14 protein-coding genes and 2 tRNA genes are annotated in these 19,862 nt (G+C 73.2%); 13 read left to right on the forward strand and 3 right to left on the reverse strand.

All coding sequences use genetic code 11. The features are described from left to right. Positions 1 to 18: 18 nt before the first annotated feature. The 9 genes from recF (at position 19) to PV341_RS20775 (ending at position 11,080) form a co-directional block, all read left to right on the forward strand. On the forward strand, positions 19 to 1,149 hold the full coding sequence (gene recF / locus PV341_RS20735; RefSeq protein ID WP_500332039.1) for a DNA replication/repair protein RecF: 1,131 nt from the start codon (positions 19 to 21) through the stop codon (positions 1,147 to 1,149). Then, positions 1,146 to 1,700, forward strand: coding sequence for a DciA family protein (locus PV341_RS20740; protein ID WP_500358660.1), 555 nt, complete (start codon positions 1,146 to 1,148; stop codon positions 1,698 to 1,700). The genes recF and PV341_RS20740 overlap by 4 nt, the downstream gene beginning before the upstream one ends. Before the next feature lie 270 nt (positions 1,701 to 1,970). Further along, positions 1,971 to 4,013 (forward strand): DNA topoisomerase (ATP-hydrolyzing) subunit B, encoded by a 2,043-nt coding sequence (gene gyrB / locus PV341_RS20745; RefSeq protein ID WP_500358661.1) that lies wholly within the window; start codon positions 1,971 to 1,973, stop codon positions 4,011 to 4,013. A gap of 43 nt (positions 4,014 to 4,056) precedes the next feature. Next, complete coding sequence (gyrA, locus tag PV341_RS20750) at positions 4,057 to 6,636, forward strand: DNA gyrase subunit A (protein WP_500332042.1); 2,580 nt, start codon at positions 4,057 to 4,059, stop codon at positions 6,634 to 6,636. Between the two features lie 6 nt (positions 6,637 to 6,642). Continuing rightward, entirely contained in the window at positions 6,643 to 7,359 is a 717-nt protein-coding gene (locus tag PV341_RS20755; RefSeq protein WP_500332043.1) for a DUF3566 domain-containing protein, read from the forward strand. 48 nt (positions 7,360 to 7,407) lie between these two features. Continuing rightward, a tRNA-Ile gene (locus PV341_RS20760) sits at positions 7,408 to 7,481 on the forward strand. Between the two features lie 155 nt (positions 7,482 to 7,636). Next, entirely contained in the window at positions 7,637 to 7,777 is a 141-nt protein-coding gene (locus PV341_RS20765) for a DLW-39 family protein (protein ID WP_018559211.1), read from the forward strand. Positions 7,778 to 7,955: 178 nt separating this feature from the next. Beyond that, positions 7,956 to 9,845 (forward strand): vWA domain-containing protein, encoded by a 1,890-nt coding sequence (locus PV341_RS20770; RefSeq protein ID WP_500358662.1) that lies wholly within the window; start codon positions 7,956 to 7,958, stop codon positions 9,843 to 9,845. Then, positions 9,842 to 11,080, forward strand: a complete 1,239-nt coding sequence (locus PV341_RS20775) for a hypothetical protein (RefSeq protein ID WP_500358663.1) — start codon at positions 9,842 to 9,844, stop codon at positions 11,078 to 11,080. Before PV341_RS20770 ends, PV341_RS20775 begins: the two co-directional genes overlap by 4 nt. Here the strand turns inward: PV341_RS20775 and PV341_RS20780 are convergent. Both PV341_RS20780 and PV341_RS20785 read right to left on the reverse strand, forming a co-directional pair. Then, a complete protein-coding gene (locus tag PV341_RS20780; protein WP_500358664.1) occupies positions 11,066 to 12,307 on the reverse strand; it encodes a serine/threonine-protein kinase in 1,242 nt (413 codons plus the stop codon). The genes PV341_RS20775 and PV341_RS20780 overlap by 15 nt on opposite strands. Next, positions 12,300 to 12,866, reverse strand: coding sequence for a DNA-binding protein (locus PV341_RS20785; protein ID WP_500331628.1), 567 nt, complete (start codon positions 12,864 to 12,866; stop codon positions 12,300 to 12,302). Before PV341_RS20785 ends, PV341_RS20780 begins: the two co-directional genes overlap by 8 nt. Before the next feature lie 111 nt (positions 12,867 to 12,977). Here PV341_RS20785 and PV341_RS20790 point away from each other — a divergent pair. The 3 genes from PV341_RS20790 (at position 12,978) to PV341_RS20800 (ending at position 18,158) form a co-directional block, all read left to right on the forward strand. Continuing rightward, a tRNA-Ala gene (locus PV341_RS20790) sits at positions 12,978 to 13,050 on the forward strand. 97 nt (positions 13,051 to 13,147) lie between these two features. After that, entirely contained in the window at positions 13,148 to 16,486 is a 3,339-nt protein-coding gene (locus PV341_RS20795) for an AfsR/SARP family transcriptional regulator (RefSeq protein WP_500358665.1), read from the forward strand. A 70-nt stretch (positions 16,487 to 16,556) separates the two neighbouring features. Then, positions 16,557 to 18,158 (forward strand): MFS transporter, encoded by a 1,602-nt coding sequence (locus PV341_RS20800; protein ID WP_500358666.1) that lies wholly within the window; start codon positions 16,557 to 16,559, stop codon positions 18,156 to 18,158. A 95-nt stretch (positions 18,159 to 18,253) separates the two neighbouring features. On the opposite strand, the gene PV341_RS20805 is transcribed toward PV341_RS20800, so the two are convergent. Further along, positions 18,254 to 19,021 (reverse strand): DUF5324 family protein, encoded by a 768-nt coding sequence (locus tag PV341_RS20805; RefSeq protein ID WP_500358667.1) that lies wholly within the window; start codon positions 19,019 to 19,021, stop codon positions 18,254 to 18,256. Positions 19,022 to 19,239: 218 nt separating this feature from the next. On the opposite strand from PV341_RS20805, the gene PV341_RS20810 reads away from it, so the two are divergent. Further along, positions 19,240 to 19,767, forward strand: a complete 528-nt coding sequence (locus tag PV341_RS20810) for a peptidylprolyl isomerase (protein ID WP_499516890.1) — start codon at positions 19,240 to 19,242, stop codon at positions 19,765 to 19,767. Positions 19,768 to 19,862 lie beyond the last annotated feature (95 nt).

The raw sequence follows: 19,862 nt of genomic DNA on the forward strand, positions 1-19,862 counted from the left end.
AGGAGGCGGCGCGCAGCCATGCACGTCGCGCATCTGTCGCTCGCCGACTTCCGTTCCTACGCCCGGGTCGAGGTCCCGCTCGACCCGGGCGTCACCGCCTTCGTCGGCCCCAACGGCCAGGGCAAGACCAACCTGGTCGAGGCGGTCGGTTACCTGGCGACCCTCGGCAGTCACCGGGTCGCGAGCGACGCCCCGCTGGTGCGGATGGGCGCGGACCGGGCGATCGTGCGGGCGTCCGTGGTGCAGGGCGAGCGGCAACAGCTGATCGAGCTGGAGATCAATCCGGGCCGCTCCAACCGGGCCCGGCTCAACCGCTCCTCCCAGGTCCGCCCGCGCGACCTGCTGGGGATAGTCAGGACGGTGCTCTTCGCCCCCGAGGACCTGGCCCTGGTCAAGGGCGACCCCGGGGAGCGCCGGCGCTTCCTCGACGAGCTGCTCACCGCCCGGGCGCCCCGGCTGGCGGGCGTCCGCAGCGACTACGAGCGGGTCCTCAAGCAGCGCAACACCCTGCTGAAGTCGGCCGCCATGGCCCGCCGCCACGGCGGCCGCGGGGCCGACCTGTCCACGCTCGACATCTGGGACCAGCACCTGGCCAGGGCCGGCGCCGAGCTGCTGGCCCAGCGCCTGGACCTCACCCAGGCCCTGCAGCCGCTGGCGGACAAGGCGTACGAGCAGCTGGCACCGGGCGGGGGCCCCGTCGTCCTGGAGTACCGCAGTTCGATCGGCGAACGGATCGCCGGGGCGTCGGGCCGCGAGCAGCTGTACGGACTGCTGCTGGAGGCCCTGGGCGAGGCCCGAAAGCAGGAGATCGAGCGCGGGGTGACCCTGGTCGGTCCGCACCGGGACGACCTCTCCCTCAAGCTGGGACAGCTCCCCGCCAAGGGGTACGCGAGCCACGGCGAGTCCTGGTCGTACGCGCTGGCGCTGCGCCTGGCCTCGTACGACCTGCTGCGCGCCGACGGCGGCGAACCGGTGCTGGTGCTCGACGACGTCTTCGCCGAGCTCGACGCCCGGCGCCGCACCCGGCTGGCGGAGCTGGTGGCCCCCGGTGAGCAGGTGCTGGTGACGGCGGCGGTGGACGACGACGTACCGGACGTGCTGGTCGGCGCCCGGTACGCGGTGGAGGACGGCGGCGTGGAGCGGGCATGACGGACCAGCAGCCACCGCAGCAGCCGGGGCAGGAGCCGGGCGTCCAGGACAAGCCGGTGTCCGGCGTCGACCTGGCCAGGGTCGCGCTGCGCGCCGCCAAGGAGCAGGCCCGCGCGAGGGGCGCGGCCGCCCAGCAGAAGAAGCAGGCCCGGCGCGGAGGCCTGCGCAGTGGTGCGCGGGCGGACGGGCGGGACCCGCTGCCCCTGGGCGCCGCGATCAGCCGGCTGATCACCGAGCGCGGCTGGGAGGCCCCCGCGGCGGTGGGCGGCGTGATGGGCCGCTGGCCGGAACTGGTGGGCGACGACGTGGCCCTGCACTGCCAGCCGCAGCGGTACGACGAGGAGGAACGGGTCCTCACGGTGCAGTGCGACTCCACGGCCTGGGCGACCCAGCTGCGGCTGCTCGCCCCGACGCTCGTGGCCAGGCTGAACGCCGATCTCGGGCACGGCACCGTGAAGTTGATCAAGGTCCTGGGGCCGGGAGGACCGGTGCGTTCGTACGGCCGTCTGCGTGCTCCCGGGAGCCGTGGGCCAGGCGATACGTACGGATAGGCCGGGAACCTGCTGTGCGTAATCGGGTCGAAGCCCTGTGCGCCCGCGTGAGCCGTTTTGGGACCCGGTCCGCGTGTGGGGAGTCGGCTGGAGGTACTTCCGTCGGGTACACGGGAACTCAGGTACCGCCAAAGCCCCATCTATGTCGGCGCTACCGGTAGACTGGTAGCAGTACCGCCCGCCCCTGGCCTCCGGCACCGGGGGACCCCAGCGGGACCAGTCGAACGATGTCGAGTGATGCAGCCGGTTCCGCGCCGCGGGACCCCGCTCATGCTGTGCCAGAAAGGGCGCTTCGTGGCCGATTCCGGCAACCCCAACGAGATCAATACGTCCGCAGCTGACGGCTCCGCCGCGCCCGCCTCCGGCGGGGCGTACGACGCCAGCGCGATCACCGTCCTTGAGGGCCTGGACGCGGTTCGCAAGCGCCCGGGCATGTACATCGGCTCGACGGGCGAGCGCGGCCTGCACCACCTGGTGTACGAGGTCGTCGACAACTCCGTCGACGAGGCACTGGCCGGTCACGCGGACACCATCAACGTCACGATCCTCCCCGACGGCGGCGTGCGCGTGGTCGACAACGGCCGCGGCATCCCGGTGGACATCGTCCCGTCCGAGGGAAAGCCCGCCGTCGAGGTCGTGCTCACGGTGCTGCACGCGGGCGGCAAGTTCGGCGGCGGCGGCTACGCCGTCTCCGGCGGTCTGCACGGCGTCGGCGTCTCGGTCGTGAACGCGCTGTCGAACAAGGTCGCGGTCGAGGTCAAGCGTGAGGGCTTCCGCTGGACCCAGGACTACAAGCTCGGTGTGCCCACCGCCCCGCTGCAGAAGAACGAGCCGGTCGCGGAGACCGGCACCACCGTGACCTTCTGGGCCGACGGTGACATCTTCGAGACCACCGAGTACTCCTTCGAGACGCTGTCGCGGCGCTTCCAGGAGATGGCCTTCCTCAACAAGGGCCTGACCATCTCGCTGACCGACGAGCGTCCCGAGCACGCGGACGTGGAGAACGAGGGCCAGCCGCGTTCGGTCGCATACCACTACGAGGGCGGCATCGTCGACTTCGTGAAGTACCTGAACTCGCGCAAGGGCGAGCCGGTCCACCCGTCGGTGATCGACATCGACGCGGAGGACAAGGAGCGGCTGCTCTCCGTCGAGGTCGCGATGCAGTGGAACACCCAGTACAGCGAGGGTGTCTACAGCTTCGCCAACACCATCCACACCCACGAGGGCGGCACCCACGAGGAGGGCTTCCGCGCCGCGCTGACCACGCTGGTCAACAAGTACGCGCGCGAGAAGAAGCTGCTCCGCGAGAAGGACGACAACCTCACCGGTGAGGACATCCGCGAGGGTCTGACCGCGATCATCTCGGTCAAGCTGGGCGAGCCGCAGTTCGAGGGCCAGACGAAGACCAAGCTCGGCAACACCGAGGCGAAGACCTTCGTCCAGAAGGTCGTGCACGAGCACCTGACGGACTGGCTGGACCGCAACCCCAACGAGGCCTCGGACATCATCCGCAAGTCCATCCAGGCGGCCACCGCCCGCGTGGCGGCCCGCAAGGCGCGCGACCTGACGCGTCGCAAGGGCCTGCTGGAGACGGCGTCGCTGCCGGGCAAGCTGAGCGACTGCCAGTCCAACGACCCCGCCAAGTGCGAGATCTTCATCGTCGAGGGTGACTCCGCCGGCGGCTCCGCCAAGTCCGGCCGCAACCCGCAGTACCAGGCGATCCTCCCGATCCGCGGCAAGATCCTGAACGTGGAGAAGGCGCGGATCGACAAGATCCTGCAGAACACCGAGATCCAGGCGCTGATCTCGGCCTTCGGCACCGGTGTGCACGAGGACTTCGACATCTCGAAGCTGCGTTATCACAAGATCATCCTGATGGCGGACGCCGACGTGGACGGCCAGCACATCAACACCCTGCTGCTGACCTTCCTCTTCCGCTTCATGCGGCCGCTGGTCGAGGCGGGCCACGTGTACCTCTCCCGTCCCCCGCTCTACAAGATCAAGTGGGGCCGGGACGACTTCGAGTACGCGTACTCCGACCCCGAGCGCGACGCCCTGATCGAGCTGGGCCGCCAGAACGGCAAGCGCGTGCGCGAGGACTCGATCCAGCGCTTCAAGGGCCTCGGCGAGATGAACGCCGAGGAACTGCGGGTCACCACGATGGACGTCGACCACCGTGTGCTCGGCCAGGTCACCCTGGACGACGCGGCCCTCGCCGACGACCTGTTCTCGGTGCTGATGGGCGAGGACGTCGAGGCCCGGCGCTCCTTCATCCAGCGCAACGCCAAGGATGTCCGCTTCCTCGACATCTGAGTCGGCCCCCATCAGCCGCCGCCCGAAAGGACTTTGACCAGCAATGGCCGACGAGAACACCCCTGTCACGCCCGGCACCCCGCAGGACGCCGAGGCGGACACCACGACGCGGATCGAGGCCGTGGGCCTCGAGACGGAGATGCAGCGCAGTTACCTCGACTACGCGATGTCCGTCATCGTGTCCCGCGCGCTGCCCGACGTCCGGGACGGCCTCAAGCCCGTCCACCGGCGCGTGCTGTACGCGATGTACGACGGCGGCTACCGCCCGGAGCGCGGCTTCTACAAGTGCGCCCGTGTCGTCGGCGACGTCATGGGTACCTACCACCCGCACGGCGACTCCTCGATCTACGACGCGCTGGTGCGCCTGGCCCAGCCGTGGTCGATGCGCATGCCGCTGGTCGACAGCAACGGCAACTTCGGTTCCCCGGGCAACGACCCGGCCGCCGCCATGCGGTACACCGAGTGCAAGATGGCGCCGCTGTCCATGGAGATGGTCCGGGACATCGACGAGGACACCGTCGACTTCCAGGACAACTACGACGGCCGCAACCAGGAGCCGACGGTCCTGCCGTCGCGCTTCCCCAACCTGCTGATCAACGGCTCCGCCGGCATCGCGGTCGGCATGGCGACCAACATCCCGCCGCACAACCTGCGCGAGGTCGCCGAGGGCGCCCAGTGGTACCTGGCCAACCCGGAGGCGTCCAACGAGGAGCTGCTCGAGGCCCTCATCGAGCGCATCAAGGGCCCCGACTTCCCGACCGGCGCCCTGGTGGTGGGCCGCAAGGGCATCGAGGAGGCGTACCGCACGGGCCGCGGCTCCATCACGATGCGCGCGGTCGTCGAGGTCGAGGAGATCCAGGGCCGGCAGTGCCTGGTCGTCACCGAGCTGCCGTACCAGGTCAACCCGGACAACCTGGCGCAGAAGATCGCCGACCTGGTGAAGGACGGCCGGGTCGGCGGCATCGCCGACGTCCGCGACGAGACCTCCTCGCGCACCGGACAGCGCCTGGTGATCGTGCTCAAGCGCGACGCCGTCGCCAAGGTGGTGCTGAACAACCTCTACAAGCACACCGACCTGCAGACGAACTTCGGCGCCAACATGCTGGCGCTGGTGGACGGCGTACCGCGCACGCTCTCGCTGGACCAGTTCATCAAGCAGTGGGTGACCCACCAGATCGAGGTCATCGTCCGCCGGACGCGGTTCCGGCTGCGCAAGGCCGAGGAGCGCGCCCACATCCTGCGCGGTCTGCTGAAGGCCCTGGACGCGATCGACGAGGTCATCGCACTGATCCGGCGCAGCGCGACCGTGGACGTGGCGCGTGAAGGCCTGATGGGCCTGCTGGAGATCGACGAGATCCAGGCCAACGCGATCCTGGAGATGCAGCTGCGCCGCCTGGCGGCCCTGGAGCGGCAGAAGATCGTCCAGGAGCACGACGAGCTCCAGGCGAAGATCAACGAGTACAACCGCATCCTGGCCTCGCCCGAGCTGCAGCGCGGCATCATCAGCACGGAGCTGACGGCGATCGTCGAGAAGTTCGGCGACGACCGGCGCTCGGCCCTGGTCCCCTTCGACGGTGACATGTCCATCGAGGACCTGATCGCAGAGGAGGACATCGTCGTCACGATCACCCGTGGCGGCTACGTCAAGCGCACCAAGACGGACGACTACCGCTCGCAGAAGCGCGGTGGCAAGGGCGTGCGCGGCACGAAGCTGCGGGAAGACGACATCGTCGACCACTTCTTCGTCACCACCACCCACCACTGGCTGCTGTTCTTCACCAACAAGGGCCGGGTCTACCGCGCCAAGGCGTACGAGCTGCCGGACGCCGGGCGCGACGCCCGCGGGCAGCACGTGGCGAACCTGCTGGCCTTCCAGCCCGACGAGCAGATCGCCCAGGTGCTGGCCATCCGCGACTACAACGCGGCGCCCTACCTGGTGCTCGCCACCCGGTCGGGCCTGGTGAAGAAGACCTCGCTGAAGGACTACGACTCCCCCCGCTCGGGCGGTGTCATCGCGATCAACCTGCGGGAGACCGAGGACGGCAGCGAGGACCTGCTGATCGGCGCCGAGCTGGTCGGCCCGGACGACGACCTGCTGCTGGTCAGCCGCAAGGCGCAGTCCATCCGGTTCACCGCGACGGACGAGTCGCTGCGGCCGATGGGCCGTGCGACCTCGGGCGTGAAGGGCATGAGCTTCCGCGAAGGGGACGAACTGCTCTCGATGAATGTCGTGCGACCGGGTACGTTCGTCTTCACCGCCACCGATGGCGGGTACGCCAAGCGCACCAGTGTGGACGAGTACCGGGTCCAGGGGCGCGGCGGACTCGGCATCAAGGCGGCCAAGATCGTCGAGGACCGGGGTTCCCTGGTCGGGGCGCTGGTGGTGGAGGAGACCGACGAGATCCTCGCCATCACCCTCGGCGGCGGTGTGATCCGCACCCGTGTCAACGAGATCAGGGAAACCGGGCGTGACACCATGGGCGTCCAACTGATCAACCTCGGTAAAAAGGATGCAGTCGTGGGCGTCGCCCGCAATGCCGAGGCGGGGGCGGAGGCCGAAGAGGTCGTCGCCGCCGAAGAGGCCGAGGGCGAGCAGCCCCTGGCCGCCGAGTCGGAGGAGTAGAAAGCCGTGAGTGGAGCCGAGGGCGCCGCGGGTGGGACGGGCGCGGACGGAGGGCAGCCGATGCCGGCAGCCGTTCCGGACGCGATCGGCGGTGCCCCTGGCCCACGTACGGACAACGGCCCGCACCAGGGGGGAATCACCGTGACCGACACCCGTCCAGCGCAGCACCAGCACGCTGTGCACCAGCAGACCTACGGCGGTGGCCCCGCCGGCCCGGTCGCCGAGCAGCCGCAGCAGGCGCCGCAGCTGACCCAGGACCCGCACCAGCCGCCCCAGGCGTACGCGCCCCCGGCCGGGCCCCCCGCGACCGCGGGCGTCCGCCAGCCGCGTCCTGCGGCCCGTACGGTCCCGCGCACGCGCAAGGCGCGGCTGCGGGTGGCGAAGGCCGACCCGTGGTCGGTGATGAAGGTCAGCTTCCTGCTCTCCATCGCGCTGGGCATCTGCACGGTCATCGCGGTCGCGGTGCTGTGGATGGTGATGGACGCCATCGGCGTCTTCACCACGGTCGGCGGCACGCTCAGCGAGGCGACGTCCTCCGGCTCGGACGGCGGGTTCGACCTGGTGTCGTTCCTGTCGCTGTCGCGCGTGCTGACCTTCACGGCGGTCATCGCGGTCATCGACGTCGTGCTGGCCACGGCGCTGGCGACGCTCGGCGCCTTCATCTACAACATGTCGGCCGGCATGGTGGGCGGGATCGAGCTGACTCTGGCGGAGGACGAGTAACCGATTTTGGGCCACGGCCCCGGGTGCGCTAATCTTTCAACGCAGCGCGGGGCTATAGCTCAGACGGTTAGAGCGCTTCCCTGATAAGGAAGAGGCCACAGGTTCAAGTCCTGTTAGCCCCACCGCGTGAACGGCCCGTACGGATCATCCGTACGGGCCGTTTCCTTGTCCGCGTCCGCGCAGTTGGTTCCGGTGGCAGGTCACCGTTCGATATCGACCGGTGTGTATAGTCGGGCCCGTCGGAAGACCCTCAACGCAAGAAGGACGAGGTCGCGCGGTGAAGAAGTTTCTCCTGGTCGCACTGGCCGCCATCGGCGGTCTCCTCGTGTACCGCCAGATCCAGGCGGACCGCGCCGAGCAGGACCTGTGGACGGAGGCCACGGACTCCGTTCCGGCGGGTTCCGGCGCGAGCGTCTGAGACGGCACAGCCCGGACGAAGGATTCCCGAGGCCCCGATCACGATGTGGTCGGGGCCTCGTCATGTCCGCCCGTGGTCGCCCGGGCGTTGTTGCCCGACCGTGATGCGATCCGCTTGTATTTGCTGTCGCAAATCAATAGCTTCGCTGAGGCCGACGATGTGCGAGGGGGAACAGCACATGCGACGAGGGAAGGCGCTGCCGTGCGGGCCCGTGGCGCCGCTGTGGGCGGCCGCGTGCGGGCTGCTGGTGCTGGCCGCCCTGCTGGGCCCGGCCGGGGCGGCCCGGGCCCGGGCCCAGGCCGTGAACGACGGCGACGGGCTGGTCATGGTGCTGGACTCCTCCGGCTCCATGGCGGGCGCCCGCATGACGGCGGCCAGGAAGGCCGTCGGCGCCGTCGTGGACGCCCTGCCGGACGGCTACCCGACGGGACTGCGGGTCTACGGCGCGGGCAAGGAGCACGGCTGCGACGACACCCGTCTGCTGGAGCCCGTACGGCCGCTGGACCGGGACGCCCTGAAGCAGGCCGTGGCCGGGGTGCGGCCCCAAGGGGACACCCCCATCGGGCTGTCGGTGCAGAAGGCGGCCGCCGACCTGCCCGAGGGCGGGCGGCGCACGATCGTGCTGGTCTCCGACGGCGAGGACACCTGCGGGGCGCCCGAGCCCTGCGAGGTGGCGGCACGGCTGGCCGGGCAGGGCGTGGACCTGCGGATCGACACCATCGGCTTCCAGGTGCGCGGCGGCGCCCGCGAGCAGCTGGAGTGCATCGCCGAGGCCGGTCACGGCAGCTACCGGGACGCCCCCGACGCCGCCTCGCTCGTACGGCAGCTGACGCGGGCCTCCCGGCTGAGCGCGGACGCGTACCGCCTCCAGGGCCGGCGGGTGGACGGCGGGACGAGCGCCACCGGTGCGCCCGGGCTGTCCCCCGGCCAGTACGTCGACGACATCGGGCCCGGCGAGACCCGCTGGTACGCGATGACGCTGGACGCGGCCTCCACGGCCGACCTGGCGGTCACCGCGGTGCCGCGGCCGGGGGTGAAGGCCGCGTACGGGGACGGCGTCGAGCTGCGGCTGGCGGGCACCGGCAGGTACGCCCTCACCTGCGGCTCGGACACCGCGCACTTCGGGCAGGACGAGGGCGCGATGGTGATCGGCGGCGCCGTCAGCCGGATTCCCGGCGACGGCCGGGACGGCGCCTGCGACAGGGCGGGGCGCTACGTGCTCTCCGTGCACCGCACCAGCGCCCCCGGCTCCGACCGCGCCCGCTGGCCCCTGGAGCTGCGGTACGGCTCCGAGCGGCCGTTCCCGGCGGGTGCCACCCCGGCACCGGCCGCGACCCGTTACGGGGACCCGCCGGCGGCTCTGACGGGCGCGCCGCGCGACGTCGAGGGCGGCACGGGGTTCAACGACGCGCGCCGGCTCGGCAGGGGCATCTGGCGGGACACGCTGCTGCCCGGTCAGACGCGCTTCTACAAGGTGCGGGTCGGCTGGGGACAGCGACTGACGTACACCGCCGACTTCGCCAACGAACCGCTCCAGAAGGGTGGTTCCACGGCCTCGTCCTTCGTGGCGACGGCCGCGTACGGGCCGGGACGGCAGCCGCTGGGCGACGCCTCCGGGGCCTCGCAACGCCGCGGCTACTACGGGCGCCCGCTGTCGGTGGGGCTCGGCACGGTACCCGTGACCTGGACCAACCGCTGGGTCGCCGGCGGGGGCGCCCGGGGCGCCCGCACGGCGGGCGAGCACTACGTCGCGGTCTCGCTCGGGCCGGGCGCGGCAGGGCTGGCGCGGAACGCGGCGGTGGGGGTCGTCCTGCGGGTGGACGTGACCGGGACGGAACTGGCCGGACCGGAGTACGACGCGCCCGCGCGCGGCGGCGGTTCGGCCGCCGGCCGGGACGGCGGGGAATGGGCGGCGGCCGGGGACACCACAGCGGCCGCAGCCCCCGCGGACGGCGGGGGCTTCATGACGACGCGCGACGCGATGGCGGCGGCCGCGGGAGGCGCGGTGGCGCTCGTCGGGGTCGGGACGGTGGCCCTGCTGGGCCGCAGGCGGAGGGACGGGGCATGATCCGCAGGGCACTCACATCGGTGGCGGCGGCTCTCGCGCTGCTGGCGGGACCGGCGGGAGCGGCGTACGCCGACCCGGCCGTCCCCTCCTGGCAGCCGCAGGGCGAGGAGGTACGGGGGCGGGCCAGCACCGCGGACGCCCCGCAGCTCAAACCCGGGGTCCTGTACCGGGACAGCCTGGCGGCGGACGAGGGCGGCAAGAACTACGCCCTCGACCTGGACGCGGTGCGCTCGGCCTACCTCGCGGTCTTCGCGCTGCCCCGCCCGGGCACCGAGGTGGCGTACGGGGACGGCATCGAGCTGACGCTGACGAGCACCGACGGCACCCGCTGTGACAGCGACCGCCGGACGTTCTCCGCCGACGGCGCGGCACGGCCCATCGGCACCTGGGTCGAGCGGACCATCGGCGAGGACGGGCCCTGCCGGCAGGCGCACGCGTACGTCCTGGAGGTGACCCGCACCTCGCAGGGCACCTCGGACGCCGCGCCCTGGCCGCTGCAGATCCGGTTCACCAACGAGCCGGGGCTCACCGGCGGCGCCACGCCCGGCCCCGCCCTCAGCCCGGGCACGCAGACGCCGGTGCCCGCGAGCGGCACCGCCCGCGGGGCCACCGGCGGCGCGGACTTCGCCCATGCCGGGGCCCTCGGCAGCGGGGTCTGGAAGGACGAGGTGCTGCCCGGGCAGACGCGCTTCTACCGGGTACCGGTCGGCTGGGGACAACAGGCCTGGGCCGCGGCGGACTTCGCCAACGCGGACGTGACGAAGCCGGGCGGCTACAGCGGCTCCGGTGTGCGCGTGGAGGTCTACAACCCGCGCTGGGCCTTCATCGGCGGCGACACGGCCTCCTACTCGGGCGAGCAGACCTCCGTCACCGCCACGACCGGGAAGGTCGCCTACGCCAACCGCTACGAGAGCGGCGACGCGGTGGCGGCGGCCCGTTTCGACGGCTCCTACTACCTGGCGGTGTCGGTGCACCCGGAGGTCGCGGGCTTCGTCGACGGCGCCGTCCCGGTCACCTTGCGGATCAACGTCGAGGGCGCCGCGCAGGCGGGGCCGTCGTACGACGGTGACCCCGGCGAGGACCTGGGCCTCCCCGGGGAGCCCGGCTCCGGGAACCCGCTGCTGCGCGCCCTCGGCTTCGCGGCCCTGGGCGCCGGCACCGTGCTGCTGCTGTCGCTCGCGGTCTGGACGGTGGCCGCGCGGCGCGGGCCGGCCGCGGTCTCAGGAGGACGCTGACAGGGCCCAGAAGCCGAAGGCGAAGCAGAGGACCGCGACGAGCAGCATCGGCACGACGACCTTGGCGGGAGGGCCGGGCCGGTGCGCCGGCGCCGGCGCACCGGCCCGGGCGGCGGGCACGGCCGGTGCGATCGGCGGCGGCAGCGGCTGAGCGACGGCGGCGGCGGCAGCGGCGGCCACCGGGGCGCCGGCACCCGCCACGGTGGCCGTGTACGGACGCGTGGGCGCCGGGGTGACCGGCGCTTGCGTCGGCAGTGTGGGCGGCGTCGGAGCCGTCGCGGCGGGCCGCGGGGCGGGTGCGGGCGGCGGCAGGCGGAAGCTCCCGGTCCCCTCCACGGACGGCGCCGGGTCCACCGGTCCGTCGGGGGAGAAGCCGGCGGGCAGCGGCCCGATCTGGTCGAAGACCTCGACGGCCTCCTCGTCCGGCTCGGGGTCCGGCAGCAGCTCCACCGCCGCCGCCAGGGCCTTGCGGGCCCCCGCGGCGGTGCGGAAGCGGGCTTCCGGGTCCGGCTGCAGCAGGGTGCCGATCACCTCCCACAGCGGGCCGGGGACGCCCTGCGGGGCCCGGGGCATGCCGTGGACGTACTGGGTGACGATCGCCTCCGCGTCGGGCTTGCTGCCGCCCAGCAGGTAGAGCGCGACCAGCCCGGTCGCGTACAGGTCGGCGGGGAAGTCGGGCTCGGCGCCGAGCAGCTGTTCCGGGGCGAAGTAACCAGGGGTGCCCACGACGTAGTTGGCCGCGGTGAGCCGGGGCTCCCCCTTGCGCATGGCGATGCCGAAGTCAGACAGCCGCAGGTGCGGGCGCCCGGTGCCGGTCGCCTCCATCAGGAGGTTCGCGGGCTTGATGTCCCGGTGCACCACGCCCTCGGCGTGCACGGCCGTCAGGCCGGACAGCAACTGGTCGAGCAGGCCGCCGACGTAGCGCGCCGGCAGCGGACCGTAGTCGCCGATGAGGTGCGACAGCGAGCCGCCGCGCACCAGGTCCATGGTGAACAGCACCTTGTCGTCGTCGGCCGCCCAGCTGGTGGGGGCCAGGACGTGCGGGTGGTCGATGCGCAGCGCCTGCTCCCGGACGAAGCGCAGCAGGGCGTGGGCGTCGCTCTGCAGCAGCACCTTGGCCGCCACGTAACGTCCGCGCCGCCGGTCCCAGGCGCGCCACACCGCGCCCACCCCGCCGCGCCCGACCGGATCGACCAGTTCGTACCGGCCCGCGAAGACCTCACCCATGGCGTGCGTCCGCCCCCTGCTTCCGCGCCTCGTAGTCCCGGACCGCCGCGTCGGACGGCCCGGCGCCGTACACCCGGAGGAACTCTGCCAGTTGGGGGTGGCGGTGGGCGAGGGAATCGGCCGCCTCGGCGATCTCGGCGGGCGAGGCCACCCCGTGCAGCAGCGAGCGGATCTCGTGGACGACCCTGCGCGCGGGCGGCAGCGGCGCTCCGGTTGCGCTCTGGGTGGTGCCGAGCAGGGGTGAGCCCTCGGAACCGCGGATCTCCTCCATCCGCGGCACGGCGTCCGCCGCGGCCACCGTCCCGCCGGACACCTCCGCGGCGAGCTCCTGCAGCGCCTGGAGCCGCTGCACGACTGCGGGATTGCCGATCTTCGCGCGCTGCCCGCTCATCAACTGGGAGAGCATCGGCGCCGACAGCCCCAGCACCCCCGCCAGCCGCGCCTGGTTGAGCGCCAGGGTCTCCATGAGGCGGCGGAACAGCACGCCGAGCGGCTCGCCGTACCAGGTGCGCTGCATGTCCTGGACGCGGGTGGTGGCGTCCGGCTGCGAGCTGTCCATTGCGGGCTCCTGACGGGGGACCTTTGCGGCCGCGAACTTGCCCGTCATCCTACGGACCCCCGATACTCGGTCGGTGATCCTCTCCGCAGCCGGTACGCTGGTCTGCGGCACGGGGCCTTAGCTCAGTTGGTAGAGCGCCGTCTTTGCATGGCGGATGTCAGGGGTTCGACTCCCCTAGGCTCCACACCGTCCGACCGGGCCGGGAACCTCATGGAGGTCCCGGCCTGTCGTGTTCCCGGGGCCCGGTGCCGGCCGCGGACCCGTACGGCAGAATCGGCGGCGTGCGGTTCGGCATTCTGGGGGAGACGAGAGCGCTGCGGGACGACGGGGGCACCGCCGCCGTCGGAGGCCCGGGCCGGCGGGCGCTGCTGGCGATGTTGCTGCTGGAGCCGGGCCGGATCGTCGGCACCGAGCGGCTGATCGACGGGCTGTACGGGGACGAGCCGCCGGCCGGGGTCGGCAACGCGCTGCAGTCCCAGGTCTCGCGGCTGCGCGCGGCCGTCGCCGTGCCCATCGAGCGCCATCCGGGCGGCTACCGGCTGGTGGTCACCCCTGACGAGGTGGACGTGCACCGCTTCGAGCGGCTCGCGGCCGAGGGGCGGGAGGCGCTGGCCGCGGGTGAGCCCGGGCGGGCCGCGGGCCTGCTGCGCGGTGCGCTGGACCTGTGGCGGGGCTCGGCCCTGGCGGACGTGGGCGACGCGCCCTTCGCGCGGGCGCAGGTGGCGCGGCTGGAGGAACTGCGGATCGCGGCGGTGGAGGACCGCATCGCGGCCGAGCTGGCGCTGGACGCACGGCACCACCAGGAACTCGTCGCCGAACTGCAGGAACTGGTCACCCGGTACCCGCTGCGGGAACGGCTGCGCGCCCAGTTGATGCGGGCGCTGTACGGCTGCGGCCGCCAGTCCGAGGCGCTGCGGGTGTACGAGGACGCACGGCGTGAACTCGCCGAGTCCCTCGGCGCCGACCCGGGTCCGGAACTGGCGGAGGCGCATCTGGCGGTGCTGCGCGGCGAGCCGGTGCCCGCCCGTACCGCGCCTGCCGCGGTCACCGGGGGCACCGAAGGCGTGCCGGATGCCCGGTCTTCGGGTGTTTCACGTGAAACATCGTCCGCCGGGAGTCCGTCCGCGCCGCTCCGCCGGCACGCGCTGCCCGCCCAGCTGACCAGCTTCATCGGCCGTGAGCAGGAGCTGGCACGGATCGGGGCGCGACTCGGTGACGCCCGGCTGGTCACCCTGATCGGCCCGGGCGGTGCGGGCAAGACCCGTACCGCGGTGGAGGCGGCCGGGCGGCACACGGGAGAGGTCTGCTTCGTGGACCTCTCCGGGCTGACCCACGGCTCCGAGGTGCCGCAGGCGATCGCGGGGGCCCTGGGCCTGCGGGAGGCGGGTCTGCTCCCCGGGGCCGCCGGGCGGGAGGCCGGGGGGCCGGAGGGCTCGCCGCTCGCCCGTCTCACGGCCGCGCTGACCGACCGGGACGTGCTCCTCGTGCTGGACAACTGCGAGCACCTGATCGCCGACGTCGCCCGCATCACCGCGGAGCTGCTGGCCGCCTGCCCGCGGGTGCGGGTCCTGGCGACCACCCGGGAGGCGCTCGGCGTCAACGGCGAGACGCTCTGCCCGCTCGAACCGCTGCCGCTGCCGGCCCCCGGCGCGCCCGAGGAGGACGTGCTCGGCTCCCCCGCCGTCCGGTTGCTCCTCGAGCGGGCCGCCGCCGTGAGTCCGTCCGGCAGGCTGCCCGACGCCGAGGAGGCCGCCCGGATCTGCCGGGCCCTGGACGGCGTCCCGCTCGCCATCGAGCTGGCCGCCGCCCGGCTGCGGTCGTTGTCCGCCGCCGACGTCGCCGACCGGCTCGGTGACGTGCGCGCCGGGCCCGGCGACCGCTTCCGGTTGCTCTCCCGGGGCAGTCGCACCGCGCAGCCCCGTCAGCGGACCCTGCGCGGGGTCGTGGACTGGAGCTGGGAGCTGCTGCCCGAGGACGAGCGCACCGTGCTGCGCCGCGCCTCCGTCTTCGCCGGGGGCTGGACCCTCCCGGCCGCCGAGGCGATCTGCGCGGGACCCGCGGCCGGCCCGGCGGACGGCGACGCCATCGACGCCGAGGACGTGCTCGACCTGCTCGCCTCCCTCGCCGACAAGTCGCTGGTGGTGGTGGACCGTCCGGACGGCGACGGAGGCGGTGTGCGCTACCGGCTGCTCCAGACCATCAGGGCGTACGCCGCCGAACGCCTCGCCGAGGCGGGCGAGTCGGAGGCGCTGCGCCGGGCGCACGCGGCGTACTTCCTCGACCTGGCGCTGACCGCCGACCCGCGGCTGCGCCGGGCCGAGCAGCTGGAGTGGCTGCGCCGGCTCGCGGCCGACCACGACAACCTGCACGCCGCGCTGGGCGGTTCGGTGGCCGCGGGCGACACCGCCGTGGCGCTGCGGCTGCTCGCGGCCCTGTGCACGTACTGGATGCTGCGCGGCATGCGCTACGAGGGCGCCCGGCCTGCTAGCGAGTTGCTGGCGGTGACCGGGCCTTGTGCGCCGCCCGGGCTGGCCGAGGAGTACGCGCTGTGCGTGATCACCGCCGCCTCCGTCACCGCGGATCAGGCCGAACTCGCCGTCCACCTGGCGGCCGCCACGGACGTCGTCGCCGGGCTCGGCGGCATGGCCCGCCGCTACCCCGTGCTCAACCTGCTCTGGGCGCCCTTCGCGGGAGTGCCCGACGACGAGACGTACGCCCGGTACGCGGACGGCGCGGCGAGCCTCGTCGAGCCCTGGCAGCGGGCCCTGGTCCACGTCGGCTCGGGGTTCCACGCGTGGATGGTCGGCGGTGACATCGCCGCGGCCGAGACGGAGTTCGACCGGGCCCTCGCCGGGTTCCGCGCCCTGGGCGACCGCTGGGGGGCCACCATGGCCCTCACACAGCTGGCCTGGCTGTCCGGCTCCCGCGGTGACGTGGCGCGGGCCGTGGGGCTGATCGACGAGGCCCTCGGTCACGCCGCTGAGCTGGGCGCCACCGAGAGCGTCGCCGAGCTGCTCGGCGAACGCGGCAGGTGCGGCCTGCGGGCGGGACGGTACGAGCAGGCCCGGGCCGACTTCACGCGCGGGCTGGAGCTCGCCCGCGGTTGCGGCGCCCGGGAGATGTTCGCCGGGGCCCACCTGGGCCTCGGCGAGTGCGCCCGGCTGACCGGGGACCTCGCCGAGGCGCGGCGGCTGTCGGGGCTGGCCCTGTCCGAGTCCCTGGACGGCTGGTACACCGGCGAGAGCGCCCGTGCCGAGGCGCACATCGCCCTCGGCAGGATCGCCCAGGAGGAGGGCGACACCGTCCGCGCCCGCGGGCACTTGCGCGAGGCCGCGGGTGTGGAGCACGGGGCCCGCGACCTGCCGCTGGCGGCGAACCTCGCCGACGCCTTCGCCGGCCTCGCGCTCGCCGAGGGCGACCCCGCACGGGCTGCGGAACTGCTGGGCGTGGCAAGTGCGCTGCGCGGCACCGAGGTGCCGGCCGGTCCCGACGCCGCCCGCACCGAGGGCGCCGCACGGGCCGCCCTCGGCGACCCGGCCCACCAGGAGGCCTACGCGCGCGGTGCGGGACTCCCCGCCGACCGGGCGCTGCGGGCACTGACCGGGCTGACCACGCGCTGACCGGGCCCGGGCTGCCGCCGGTCAGCGCACGGTGCGCGGCCGGTCAGCGCCCGCGCGCACCGTGTCGGTCATGACGAATCCCGCACGCACACACGACGCCGCGGCCGTGACGCCCGCGGCCCCCGCCCGCCATCGCTGGGCCGCACTCGCCGTCTGCTGCCTGGCCGCCATGCTCCTCGGCATCGACAACAGCGTGCTCAACTACGCCATCCCGTCGCTGCTGAAGGACATGGGTCCGTCCGGCACCGAGATCCTGTGGATCTCCGACGTCTACGGCTTCGCCATGGGCGGCCTGCTGGTCGTCATGGGCAACCTCGGCGACCGGCTCGGCCGCAAGCGGATGATGCTGCTGGGCGCCGCCGCCTTCGGCGTGGCCTCGCTGCTCACCGCCTACGCACCGAACCCCGGGGCGCTGATCGCCGGCCGCGCGCTGCTCGGCGTCGCAGGGGCGGCGATGGTGCCCTCGACGCTCTCCGTCGTACGCCACGCCTTCACCGACGCCAAGGAGCGCACCACGGCCATCGGGATCAGCAGCGGCATCGCCGCCGCGAGCTTCGCGCTCGGCCCCGTGGTCGGCGGTCTGCTGCTGGACCACTTCTGGTGGGGCTCGGTCTTCCTGATCAACGTCCCGCTCATGGCGGTCGTCCTCGTGGCCGGCGCCCTGGTGCTGCCGGAGTCCCGCAACCCCCGGCCGGGACGGCTGGACTGGATCGGCGTGCCGCTGTCGGTCGTCGGTGTCGTGGGCGCCATCTACGCCGTCAAGGAGGGTTTCCGGGACGGCGTGGACCATGCGCCGGTCTGGATCGCCGCGGCGATCGGGACGGCGGCCCTGGTGCTGTTCGCCCGCCGCCAGGTGCGGGTCGAGGAGCCCCTGATCGACCTGCGGCTGTTCCGCAACCCCGCCTTCAGCGGCGCCGTCGGCGCCAACCTGGTCATGATCTTCGCCTCGTCCACGCTGTCGCTCGCCTTCTCCCTGTACTTCCAGGTCGTCCGCGGCTGGTCTCCCTTCACCGCGGGGCTGGCGCTGCTCCCCGGCCCGCTGGCCGCGGCCTTCGCCGCTCCGCTGGCCACCGCGCTGATCCCGCGGCTGGGCCGGGCGCGGGTGGTGGCCCTCGGCCTGGTGCTGCTGGCCGCGAGCACGGCGGTGCTCGGCCGGCTCTCCACGCCCGGGACGCCGTACTGGGAGTTGCTGGCGCCGCTGGTCGCCAACGGCGCGGGCATCATCCTGATCGTCTCGGTCACCAACGACACGATCCTCGCGAGTGCCCCCAAGGAGCGGACGGGCGCGGCCGCCGCCGTCTCGGAGACCGCCATGGAGATGGGCGGTTCGCTGGGCATCGCGGTCCTCGGCTCGCTGCTCGGCGCGGTCTACCGTGACGCGCTCGCCCTTCCCGCGGGACTGCCCGCAGGTGCCGCGGACGCCGCCCGCGAGTCGGTGGGCGGGGCCGCCGAAGCGGCTGCCCGGGTGCCGAGGGCGGACGGGGCCGCGCTGCTGGCGGCCGCGAAGGACGCCTTCTGCCACAGCGTCCAGGTCACCACCGTGGTGGGGGCGGCGCTGCTCGCGGTCGGCGCCGTCGTGGCGCTGTACGCCCTGCGCGGGGTGCCCGCGCAGATCGCCGACCCAGAGGCCGAGGAGGAGGTCCTGCCGCTGCCTGCGCCTTCCGGACGGTGACGGGTGCGTACGGCAGGAGGGCGGCGGGACCCGTCACGGGTCCGCCGCCCTCCTGCCGGTCGTGTCGCACCGCCGCCGGTGTCCGGACCGTCACGTCACGGGTGGGTGTCCCCGCGGTCGCGGCGGTCGTCGGCGTCCGACTCCGCCTGCTTGGCCTGTACCTCCGGGTCGAGCGCGTCCACCGGCGAGCCGTCGACCTTGCCGAACGAGGCGTCGGCCCCGACGCCGCCGTTGAGGGAGGCGCGGTCGGCGACCTCGGTGGCGGGCGCGGGCTCCACCAGCCAGTCGGGGTTGGTCTGCTTGCTCCACCACTTCCACGCCGCGAAGCCGGCCCCAGCGACGAGGCCCGCCAGGAGCAGGCCCTTGGCGAACCGCCCGTTGCGGGCCCGGCGCTCGCGGCGGCGCTCCAGCTTGCGGATGTCGTCCGCCGTGACGTGGCTGCGCAGCACGGCGACCGCGGCGGCGCTGCGGGCGGCCGCCTCCTCCGCGGCCGGGGCCGCGACGCTGCGCACGGTGGTCACCGCCTGGCCCATCCGCGGCGCTGTGAACTCCGCCGCCAGACGGGCGGTGTCACGGGTGCGCCGGGCGGCGGTCCCCACCTTCTGCTGGACGCCCGGCGGCACCGCCGCCAGGGCCTGGTCGAGACGCGCCGCCAGGTGCGCGTCGTACTGCGTCCGGGCCGCCGCGCGGGCCTGCCGCCCGGCCGCCGACACCCGGCGTGCCAGGTAGAGCCTGGCCTCGTCCGTGTAGTGCGCGGCGTTGAGCTTCGCTGTGTCGGCGTACGGCGCCACCACGTCCGCGGCGTGCCGCACGCTGACCCTCGTCCTCTCGGCTGCGTCGCGCACGCTGTCGATGCGGGTCACGAGAACCTCCTCCTCGGTGGCGTTCGGTTTTCGCCTTTCCACCCGGTTTGAAATCATGCCCGCCGTCGCGGGGTACGGCATGTGCGTACGGGCATCCGGGTCAAGGGGAGCCGTCACCGACGATGCCACCGGATGACCTGGGGCGCGACAGTTGCGTGCGGGAAGGCGTGACGTGCGAGGATTTGCCCCTGTCAGTGAGGACTATGGAAGGCAAGATCGTGGCCGAGCAGCTCTACGCCACCCTGAAGACCAACCACGGGGACATCACCGTCCGGCTGCTGCCGAACCACGCGCCCAAGACGGTCAAGAACTTCGTGGAGCTCGCGGAGGGGACCCGTGAGTGGACGGACCCGCACACCGGCCGGACCTCCCACGAGCACCTCTACGACGGCACGGTCTTCCACCGGGTCATCTCCGGCTTCATGATCCAGGGCGGCGACCCGCTGGGCAACGGCACCGGCGGCCCCGGCTACCAGTTCCCCGACGAGTTCCATCCGGACCTCGGTTTCACCAAGCCCTACCTCCTGGCCATGGCGAACGCCGGCCCGGGCACCAACGGCTCGCAGTTCTTCATCACGGTCGCCCCGACGGCGTGGCTCACCCGCAAGCACACCATCTTCGGCGAGGTCACCGACCCCGCCAGCCAGAAGGTCGTGGACTCCATCGCGACCGCCCCCACCAACCCGCGCACCGAGCGTCCGCTGGAGGACGTGGTGATTCAGAGCGTCGTGATCGAGCGTCGCTAGGACTTGTCCGGGCGATCATGTGCGGAGCCAGATGGCGAGTGCTGCTGCGGTGGCGGTGCCGAGGTAGACGTAGCCGCGCTTGTCGTATCTGGTGG

Source organism: Streptomyces sp. PA03-1a (assembly GCF_033792805.1).
GTDB lineage: Bacteria > Actinomycetota > Actinomycetes > Streptomycetales > Streptomycetaceae > Actinacidiphila.